Source organism: Bradyrhizobium sp. URHD0069 (genome assembly GCF_000701345.1).
GTDB lineage: Bacteria > Pseudomonadota > Alphaproteobacteria > Rhizobiales > Xanthobacteraceae > Bradyrhizobium.
This window is the reverse complement of the sequence record NZ_JNIJ01000083.1, coordinates 1-9,300: the sequence shown is the minus strand read 5'-3', so window position 1 is coordinate 9,300 and position 9,300 is coordinate 1. Positions and strand designations below refer to the sequence as shown.

Genomic DNA, 9,300 nt, shown 5'->3' with positions numbered 1-9,300 from the left:
CAAAAGCGGGAAGCATCGCGCGAACAAGCTTGCTGCTCCTGTGGTGTTCCGAGATGGCCACCCTGGGCCGATGCAGAACATAACCCCGCTGATAAAAACAAAACGACAAATGGCAATCGAGACATTCTGGTTCCACGTCCCTCATTGTTGGGCTTTTTCATTTCACCACATGCAGCCCTCTCTCAAGCCGTTCAATGGCGCGAGAGATCTCGGGTCTGTCCAGTGCTCTAATCAGTCTGGTGACCGTTTCCTCCGGGTCGCGAGTGCGTCCCGCCTCCAAATGTTCAGCGATTATCCTGCCCGCGTCCTTTAAGGCAAAGATGATCAACTCCTGATCGGTCAAACCAGTCCTCCCAGCTTGGCCAGCACGTTTCAGGCTGGCTGGTCGTCACTCCCACACCAGTCGTATCACCGCGCGCCGGTTTATCCGGTCCAGTGCATGGACGACGTCGTTTCTATTCAGGATAGCCAGCAGTCGTTCCACGGTTCGTCTCGCGTCGCGCGGCCCTGGCTCAATGTATTCCCCAAGGATGCGCCTAGCGTCCTCAACAGCACGCACAAGCGTATGTTGGTCGGGATTATTCATGACTGAATACAACTCCATGAAACCAGGATTTAAGATTGGAGAGGAATTTTCGTTCCCGCCGCGAACTGCGGTTTAATGCCTCGGAGACCGCCGCGGTTAGTCGCGCGTTTTGTCCGCCGCCGCGTCGGGCTCGACTCCAGCAAGACCCCTACGCGGCTAGGCCCGGCGCCGCTTTGGATCGCCGGCGTCGGGCCGCCCCTAATCATTATCGATCCCTCGCCAGCTTCCGGCGTCCCCTTAACGCGCGTCACCCGCGCAATAGATGAGGTCCAAGCCGCGTGAATGCGAAGCCTGTAAATTACTGAGTCTTCCTCCCTACCGCGACCGTTCGTCACCTTGAGAGTTCGGCGCTAGAGTCGTATCCTCTGACCGCTACGACCTTAACGGGGGTAACGCAGCGATGGGGGAAGAATTCCTAAACAACGCGGCCCACTGGCGTCGCCGCGCAGAACAGACGCGGGCAAAGGCTATCTCCTCGTTCCCTTACACAGAGCGAGACCGCCTTCTCAAGGTTGCTGAAGAGTATGATCGATTAGCGGAGCGTGCGGAGCGATGGCATCGGCCGTCTGGTGGCGCCGCCGTTTCATCTGAGAAGAGACCAAACGGCGCATAGGCACCGGAGGTCGCTTCAGCGTTCCGTGGCCGGTATGACACCTCACTGCCCGATGTGCGTCGAGCCAATGAAGGAGCATGGTCGCGTTTTCCTATGTGAACCATGCAGGCAGATCATCATTTTCCTCCAGGTGCCAGAAACCCCGCCTGTCGTGTCGCTAGGCGCGGCCGTAGCCTCAAACGAAAAACCCGAACACCAAGACCAGGGTCCGTGATGCCGGTGGGTACATGACAAGGCGCCGCCGATGGTTGCCGCGGCATACGATTGGAGCGGCTTCTACATCGGCGCCAATGGCGGCTGGGGAACGAGCCGCAAGTGCTGGGACTCCGTTGCGCCGACTATTCTCGTCGGTCCTGAGGTCGCCATGACGCAGACGGCGGCACGGCCGGTGGTCAGATCGGTTATCGCTGCAGAACGCCGCATGGGTGTTTCGGGTAAAAGCGGATCTCACCTACTCGGAAGGCCTTAAGCGAACGCGCGGCCCCTGCTCCATATTCCGGAGCAAGTACCGCGCGCCCTCTATGACGACCTCGCGATTACTTCTTCATCGTGCCGCCGGGCGTTGTAGCATCGCCCTTCTTTTCAGCCGGACCCGAGGTGTCCGCGCCTTGAGTGCTTGCGTCTTTCGCGGAAGGCGTCGAGCTGCCGGTGGTTGCCCCTGTCGCATCATTTTTCATTGCACTCCCTCCGCCAGAGGTCGTGCCTCCGTCCTTGGAATCGCCAGTTGTTGTCTTGCTCGCAGCCGGACCACCAGCAGCGGAGCTTCCGCCTGCGGTGTTTCCGCCCGCTTGTGCAAAGGCTAGAGTACTGGAAAGTGCGAACGCTGTGGCTAGTGCAATTGTCTCAATTCTCATGGCCGTATCCTCCTTATGCCCCCAAAACAATTGCTGCGGACGGGCTAAGTTCCGACAGGCCTTCCCGCGGCGAACCAAACTTCTTCGCGCTCGTCTTCACCTCCATGAACTCTCCGGACGTCACGCTTGGTCCAGGCCGCGTGCCCATAACCTTGCCTTTGCGCTGTCCATTTCTTCAGGCGTGCGTTGTCGCCCACCCGTTTGTTGATCGCCACCCTCCTCCAGAGCTGAGATCTTGCTCTTCGCCTTGCGAAGGTTGAAGAACAGTGTCTTTTGGTTCGCGTGGCGCACCTCCTACCAGCGACCATCAAGGCAGGAGAGACCGAGCAAAATTCGCGAGGCTGTGCAGGCCGTTTGCAATTCACGGCCGGGCAAAACCAATTTGGAGTTTTCGCGGATTTCTGGCGACAAAAATGTCATCGCAACGCGCGAGATCACGCCTTGTGCGTGGGTGCAGCCGGATGAGGAGCGCTGTTGGCTCTACTGGCGGGTTTTTCTTTGGCTCTTGCCGCACGCGGCGCAGTGTTGATGGTGAGGCTTTCAATCCAACGTTCTTTGGTACGGCTGGGATTACCAGGGAATTGAACCGAGCAGCCCATCGCTGCTCGAAGCGTCTTTGAAGGTGAAGAGGAAGAATGCCCATGGCTGAAGCTACCGTTCCGACCGTCCAACATACAGAAACGTCCCCATAGCTTAAGGTTTCTGGGCATGCCGATGTGCTGAAGAGAGGTGAGGGAGACCAATAGAAAACGGTCAGGCAAAAAAGCTCGGTCGTGCAGAGCATTGCCGTCATCCATCAGAGTCTGCGGTCGAGACTTCCGGGTGCTTGGCGTTCCGACGGACCATGCGGCCCCGCAGAAACGGATTCTAAAAGACCAAGACATGGAGAGATCGGCGGGCTCCCACTTCCCGAGACATTATTATTCCATCATCGGCCGGCCGATCCAAAGTCTGTTGAGACAACGCACTGCCAAGTCGGGCTGCTTCTCGCTTTGCAAGCGCGCTAGGGCCTCCTGATAAGGACCCACCGCTCGTATGCGCATCGGAAGCCGAGGATAAAGCCGTCGGATCCGCGCGAGCGCGAGGTTCATGCTACGCTGTTCACGTTCGCCGAAGACCAATCCGAATTCTCCGCGTAGCCGCTCTGGCAGCAAGTGGGCCGTCAGCGCTAGATACCACTTCGGCGCGCGCAATTTTGTCGCGCCCCCCGAGAAGATTTGCTCAGCAATTTTGCGGGCGGCGGGGCTGACAGTGAGAATATCCGACCGCAGCATCGCCTCATTGTAGGCCGTGAACGACGTCCAGTCTGATGGTAGATCGGCTTGCCGAATGCCGAACAGCGCCGCGTACAGCCGGGCCTCGACCCAGTATTTTTCACGCTCGCTATCCGTGAGCGCAGGCAAAACGAGATCATGTGTCAACAAGGCAGTCTCCACGAGCGTGGCGTGAACCCACCGTAGCGCCGCGACCTCATTGGCGCGGTAATGAGAGCCCGCGGCGAAGCGACCTGCCGTCCACGGCAACATTCCTGTCACCGCGGCGTGACGCCGATGCAGTCGGCGGGCCGCAGCCAGCGCCTGATCGCGCGTGCCAAACACCATCGTGAAAACAGTGTTGAACGTTTGGTGGAACCGGCCGATCGGATCAGCAAAGGTCCGGGAATGCTCGGCGATCGCAGCGGCGACCCAGGGATGCGCCAACTGAAGCAACAAGGCGCGGCCGGCGCCAAGGAAGACGGCCGCCTCGCGGTCGACCCGCCAGGTCAGTGAAGCGGGACCGAAGACCCCCTCAATTGATCCGGCCGCCGCCTCGCAAACGGTGTCGAGACTGCTTTCAAAATCATCTTCGGACAACAACGGTATACCCTCAGGATTTGCAACGGGATGACAGGCCACCGGATCCAGGTAAGAGCAGTATTTGCCCCCTGTTGTCATCGCTGGGCGCCAACCGAGGAGCATCGCGGGATTTTGGTCAAGTCAATTGGGGGACGCATTCTGGCGACTTCGATGGACCGGGTCGCGCAGTTCGCGCGTTGCCGAGATTGACGCGACCCCGGAGTCAACGAATAAGCCCCGCTGACGGTCTAAGCTGCTGACCTTCCTTCACCTCGACGTTGCTACAACCCGTATATGGATTGACGACAACGCGCCTCGCCAAGCGGCGGCCAATACGTCTTGCTCGGGTGCTGGGCAGCGATACTCATCCTGACCATCGTCTGGGCGACGACCGTATGGGCATCAAGCAATGACGTTCCGATGTCCAAACATAGCTGGATCGCCCTTGGCCTGGGCACCTTGTTCTCTCTTGTCATCGGTGCGGACTGATGGCGTTGATGTTCTTTAGCAGCCGCAGCGGTCATGACGAGGTTGCGACTCCGCCAGGAAACGACGCACGACGACAACTAAGGCCGCCTCGCGCGCGCAGCCGGCGGGTTCACTCTCCGGCGCGTTTCAGCAGTCTTTATCAGCCGTCTGCCCAGTCGGCTTGGCACCTTCGGCTTGCTGCGCCGCCGTGGGTTGGCCCTGCATCTGCTTTTGTGCATCTTGCGAGGACGTTGCAACGTCTCCAGTTGCGCGATTCATCGCGCCGGTCGGCGGGTGCTGATCGACGTTCGTACCACCACCTATCTGCTGCCCGGTATGACCCGGTGTAGGTCCGGAACCTGCGTCCTTCAGGTTTCGGCCGGTGGTGTCGCAGGGGCCAGCCTGTGCGGTGCCAACACTCAAAACCATAATGGCGCAGCCCGCGAGAACGAGTCGTTTCGTGTTCATCTGCTTCTCCCTGGTTTTCGTCCTGAGGCGCGCCCTCGGCGTACCAGGACGGACCAGAAACGGACCTGTGGACCGCAGGTTCCGCGTGGAACGGTAAATCTCGATATAGTTCTATCAGCGCTTGCCTGTTCGCATCGCCCCCGAGCTCAGAGTTTTGCGAGGCCATCCATGAGACCGTTGTACGGACAATCACTCGCTAATTGCTCACAATCTGTCTTACGTCAGCAGGGCCTGCTCAAGACAGGTCGCAGCTTGAGCTGCCGACGCCGAACGCAGCAACCTTGCCTTTAAATACGCCCACGGCGCTGACCGGGAAGGAGCGGCTAAGCAAGAAATGGATGGATGAGCAGCGGATCGACAATTGCAACGTGCCGATCGACAAGCGGGGACCAAGCCGCAGCCCAGCACCCGGGCATGAAAACCATCCGCAGGTTTCTCGCGAGACAGCAGCGCCCATCGAGTATGGCCTGAGCGCGGCGGGATATTATATCGCAGGCGATCATCGCAGTCTTGAACGGGCTCGGCACCAAACAGCGAGAACGCGCACCTCGCGCACAAGGACGTCATCGTGGCGGGCTGAACTCGAAAAGTTCATGTCCCAGGTCATCGGTTCAACGCTGAGCCCGAAAGCTGCTTCGCCAACTCACTATGGCCGGCAGGCGGCGCTAAGGGGAACAATTCGCGAGTCTGCAACTTAATGGATCATACTGGAGCCCAGTCGGTATAAACTTTACGGCCTCAGCTTATGCCCCATGCTGGGGCCTTTTTCTTTCGTGACAGCAGCTCAGACGAGGCGGTCGGGAACAATCCTCTAATCTGCGGGCCGGCTCGGCCGAAAAGAAGGGCGATGCTACAACGCCAGATGGAACAATGAAGAAGTAAATGATGGCGGGGGTGCACACCCTGGAGTGGACGGCACCACCCTTTGCCTTCGCATCCCGGTGTGAGGAACGCCGTCGCGAGCGGGATCGGACGCGCGGTCGCCATTGCCTAGCCTTCGCGTTCGGTGCAAACCCGATGGTATTACGTCTGGTAATTTGGCTGCGGCAACCGTCGCTGAACTCCGGGTGCAATAGTTAGTGAGTGTCTGACTCCTGCCACTTCTCCAAATCGATATCCGTTTTGTTTTGCTGTTCCTTTTCAACTGGCCCTTTCCAAGGCTCGTTGGTCTGCTTGGTATTGGGCCAGTCGGTCTCCTGCCGCGGATCGTCAAGCGGAGTTTCGCGGGGATCTTCATCTTGGGGCTTGGGTTTGCTCATGGGCGCCTAACCAAAAACATTGCCTTTCGTTCCCGGGGCCGAGGCGAGAAAGCAATACCGCGGAGCAACTTAGGCGATCCACGAGACTGGCCGTCGCTGCATCATCAATTTCAGCCGTGGGGAAATCTTCGGAGCCGGGACAGGCCATCACTCCCCGATCGGTGGGTATCTTGAGGCGGAGGACATGGTCTTCGTATCAGACGGGAACCGAATTATCAGCCTTGGCTTATCGAACCGGAGCGGTTGTTTGCGGCGATGGACACCTGGGACGGGAAAGGAAACGTGACCTGCTAGTGATTGAATGCGCTCTTCTCTTGCCGACCGGCTGCTCGGGCTCCGGAGGCGACGGGTTTGATCTTTCAATGCAGTGAGGTGGGCGCAACTGCACTTTGATCGGGATTAGCCCGTCCTAAGTACACTTTTGTACATAAGAAACCCGTGGCAAACTGAGTTCGATGCGGGCGGATGCACCGACGATCAGGCGAGAGCTCCTGCCTTACGCCTCATGTGCAGCGGCAGCGCATCGAGCATAGTGTGGTCACCGGGTTGCGTGCGCTCCACAGCGAGTCTTAGGCCACATCGCCCGGGCTGTAAAACGCAATCGAAAATTTTCGACGCTTAGATCGAACTATATCGTGCTTGAAAGTATTGAGCCGACTAAAGCCGCCGCGCGCGGCGTCCATCACTTAGAGGCCTAGCTATGAGCACCATGATGAACCATCGAACAGTGACCGCGCTGTTCAATAATCGAAACGAGGCAACTCGGGCCGTAGAAGATCTTGTGAATGCGGGTATCGCGCGGTCCGATATAAGGGTTACGCCCGAAAATGATGTCTCCTCGCCAGCGGAGTTAAGAGCGCCGTACGACGAAAAGCGAGACGAAAAGGGATTTTGGGCATCGTTAGCTGACTTGTTTATGCCTGATGAAGATAGGTACACTTACGCTGAGGCAATGAACCGGGGCAGCATCATGGTAAGCGCGTCCGTCGGTGAAGCGCAGGCTGAAACAGCAGAGTCCATCCTGGAGCGGCATGGAACAATCGACGTAGACGAAAGCGTTGCATCTTGGCGCAACGAAGGGTGGGCTGGTTATCAGGGGGCCACTGCAACAGCCCAGACCGAGCAACCGGGCGCCAAGTCGTCGCAGGTTTTACCAGAAGTCGAGGAGCGGCTTCGGGTCGGGAAGCGCCAGGTGAACTCGGGTCAAGTGAAAGTACGCAGCTACGTTGTCGAGAAACCCGTGTCCGAGGCCGTAAACCTGCATTCCGAGAACGTCCAAGTCGAGCGCCGGCCGGTCGATCGTGCCCTAGGAGCCACTGAGGATGCGTTCAAGGAGCAGACCATTGAGGCCCAAGCTACTTCAGAAGAAGCCGTAATATCTAAAGATGTCAGAGTCACCGGCGAAGTCCTCGTTGGAAAAGAAGGGTCAGACAGGACAGAGACCGTGCAAGACAAAGTGCGATCAACGGAAGTTGACGTTGAGGATAGTAGGGCAACGGGCGGCAGGAAGCCCGGCGCTAGAGGCCTTTGATGGGATGAGGGGCCGGACCGCGATGGTCGTCACGGCCCCTCAGTCTGGTTTCCAAGGCCAAAAGTCGCATTTCAAACGCCAGCTCGCAACGGAAGGTTCAAAGGAGCCGATGGGAAATTAGCTATGGATAAGGGAGATGGGGCTGACGATGTGCCGGGAATCGCGAAGCTTCCGCTGACTGAAGAACAAATTCATATAGAAAAGCGGCGAGTGACGACCGGGAAAGTGCGCGTCCAGACGATGGTGGACGTCTCTGACGAACTCGTCACGCAGGACCTTACCGCCGAGCGCGTTGCGGTTAGCCGCGTCCCAGTTAACCGCTACGTTGAAGTCGCTCCTCAAATACGTACCGAAGGCGAACTAACTATAATTCCCGTTTTGGAAGAAGTATTGGTTGTCGAAAAGAAACTGCTCCTCAAGGAGGAGATACATATTCAGCGTACCGAGACCACGGAATTGGTGACTGAAACTGTTCCCGTGAGGAAGCAACGTGCGGTCGTTGAGTCAGAGGAGATAGATGAGTAGCCGCTGAGAGCGGATAGCAGTTCTTCAGCATAGCTCTAAATAGGCGGCTTCCCCCGAGATCCGTCCGTCCGCCCGAAAAGTGTGGGATCATGGACGGTAGCAATTCCCAGGAATTGGAACGGCGGCTTGCGGCGCCTGGCCATCTATCTGCAGTCTGCGACGTGGAAGGGACAAACCCCCAGGCGCCGCCGTACGCTGGATTACTTTCCGCCACGTTGGTGTACGCGGAGAAGGTTCGATGCCAGTTCCTCTCCCTCCGCCAGCTTGGCCGAAGCCGTTTATTCTCCGGGTGAACTTGTTAGCAATTAAGCCCTCTAACAGCAGCGATTTCTCATCTGAACTCCGGACTCCCGATCGGCAAAGCCGCCTCATTATTCTCCGAATGGCCCATTTTTCTCCGGAGCTCTGGACTCCGAAGATTCGGTACGGTTCTCGAAATTCAAACGTTTTCGAGGAGCTTGTGAATTTTAACGAAGAGCGGTTCTGAGGCTCCTCTCGAATAGGCGAGAGCATCTGATTTCTAACTCGCCACATCGAGGTTCGAAATCCTTTCGCCCCAGCCAGGCATTCCCGCAATCGAAGATATCGCCCGCCAACCGTCAGCAAGGCCCGCTTTTTGGCGGGCTTTCGCAATTGGGCACAGGTCTCCGCACTCCAAATCCGAGAACTGGGAGGCCATTTCGGCAAAAGTCTCCGGCGGCTGCCGCGGATATTCCCGTTTTTGGGAGACTCGCGCCGGAGACCCAATTCGATTTGCACCGCATGCTCGAGCTTGCAGCGCAAATCGCCCGATTCTTCGCTCTGCGCGTCGATAACTTGGGAAATTCGACGCGGCACTCGGCCTCGAACTGGGTGAACTTGAGGTGTTGGGCTTCGATCTCGATCTCGTCGGCTTTTCGGAGCAGGAGCGTGCAGCTCTGGCTGCGCAGGCGACGGAGGGGTTAACCGATCCTGACGTCGTACCGGATTTGCCGAGCAACCCCGTCACGCGACCAGGCGACATTTGGGTTCTCGGCACCCACAGGCTTATCTGCGGTGACAGTACCTCAGAGGATGATGCAGCGCGGCTGCTGGCCGGGGTCAAGCCGCAGTTGATGATCACCGATCCGCCGTATGGCGTTAGCTACGACCCGGCCTGGCGGAAGCGCGCCGGCGTAAACC

The 9,300-nt window shown here is 58.2% G+C and carries 7 protein-coding genes and 3 pseudogenes; 5 read left to right on the top strand and 5 right to left on the bottom strand.

Translation table 11 applies throughout. From position 1 onward, the window contains the following. Positions 1–1,443 precede the first annotated feature (1,443 nt). A pseudogene (locus N554_RS42450) lies at positions 1,444–1,634 on the top strand (hypothetical protein); the annotation flags it as partial. A 101-nt stretch (positions 1,635–1,735) separates the two neighbouring features. On the opposite strand, the gene N554_RS41275 reads toward N554_RS42450, so the two are convergent. The 5 genes from N554_RS41275 to N554_RS0129285 form a co-directional block, all read right to left on the bottom strand. Beyond that, complete coding sequence (locus N554_RS41275; protein ID WP_197033794.1) at positions 1,736–2,053, bottom strand: hypothetical protein; 318 nt, start codon at positions 2,051–2,053, stop codon at positions 1,736–1,738. Positions 2,054–2,487: 434 nt separating this feature from the next. After that, entirely contained in the window at positions 2,488–2,850 is a 363-nt protein-coding gene (locus N554_RS40515; protein ID WP_156042176.1) for a hypothetical protein, read from the bottom strand. A 123-nt stretch (positions 2,851–2,973) separates the two neighbouring features. Beyond that, positions 2,974–3,909, bottom strand: coding sequence for an oxygenase MpaB family protein (locus N554_RS0129300; protein WP_029586723.1), 936 nt, complete (start codon positions 3,907–3,909; stop codon positions 2,974–2,976). Between the two features lie 594 nt (positions 3,910–4,503). Next, positions 4,504–4,824, bottom strand: coding sequence for a hypothetical protein (locus tag N554_RS39050; RefSeq protein WP_029586721.1), 321 nt, complete (start codon positions 4,822–4,824; stop codon positions 4,504–4,506). 1,076 nt (positions 4,825–5,900) lie between these two features. After that, positions 5,901–6,083 carry a hypothetical protein gene (locus N554_RS0129285; protein WP_029586720.1) on the bottom strand — a complete coding sequence of 61 codons (183 nt, stop codon included), beginning with the start codon at positions 6,081–6,083 and terminating at the stop codon, positions 5,901–5,903. A gap of 79 nt (positions 6,084–6,162) precedes the next feature. Here N554_RS0129285 and N554_RS39040 point away from each other — a divergent pair. From N554_RS39040 to N554_RS0129270, 4 genes and pseudogenes are all read left to right on the top strand, one after another. After that, positions 6,163–6,385 (top strand): annotated as a pseudogene (locus N554_RS39040) (phytochelatin synthase family protein); the annotation flags it as partial. A 398-nt stretch (positions 6,386–6,783) separates the two neighbouring features. After that, positions 6,784–7,614, top strand: a complete 831-nt coding sequence (locus N554_RS0129280) for a DUF2382 domain-containing protein (RefSeq protein WP_051677776.1) — start codon at positions 6,784–6,786, stop codon at positions 7,612–7,614. 123 nt (positions 7,615–7,737) lie between these two features. Next, positions 7,738–8,139 (top strand): YsnF/AvaK domain-containing protein, encoded by a 402-nt coding sequence (locus tag N554_RS0129275; RefSeq protein ID WP_029586718.1) that lies wholly within the window; start codon positions 7,738–7,740, stop codon positions 8,137–8,139. An 863-nt stretch (positions 8,140–9,002) separates the two neighbouring features. Further along, positions 9,003–9,300: pseudogene (locus N554_RS0129270) on the top strand (site-specific DNA-methyltransferase); the annotation flags it as partial.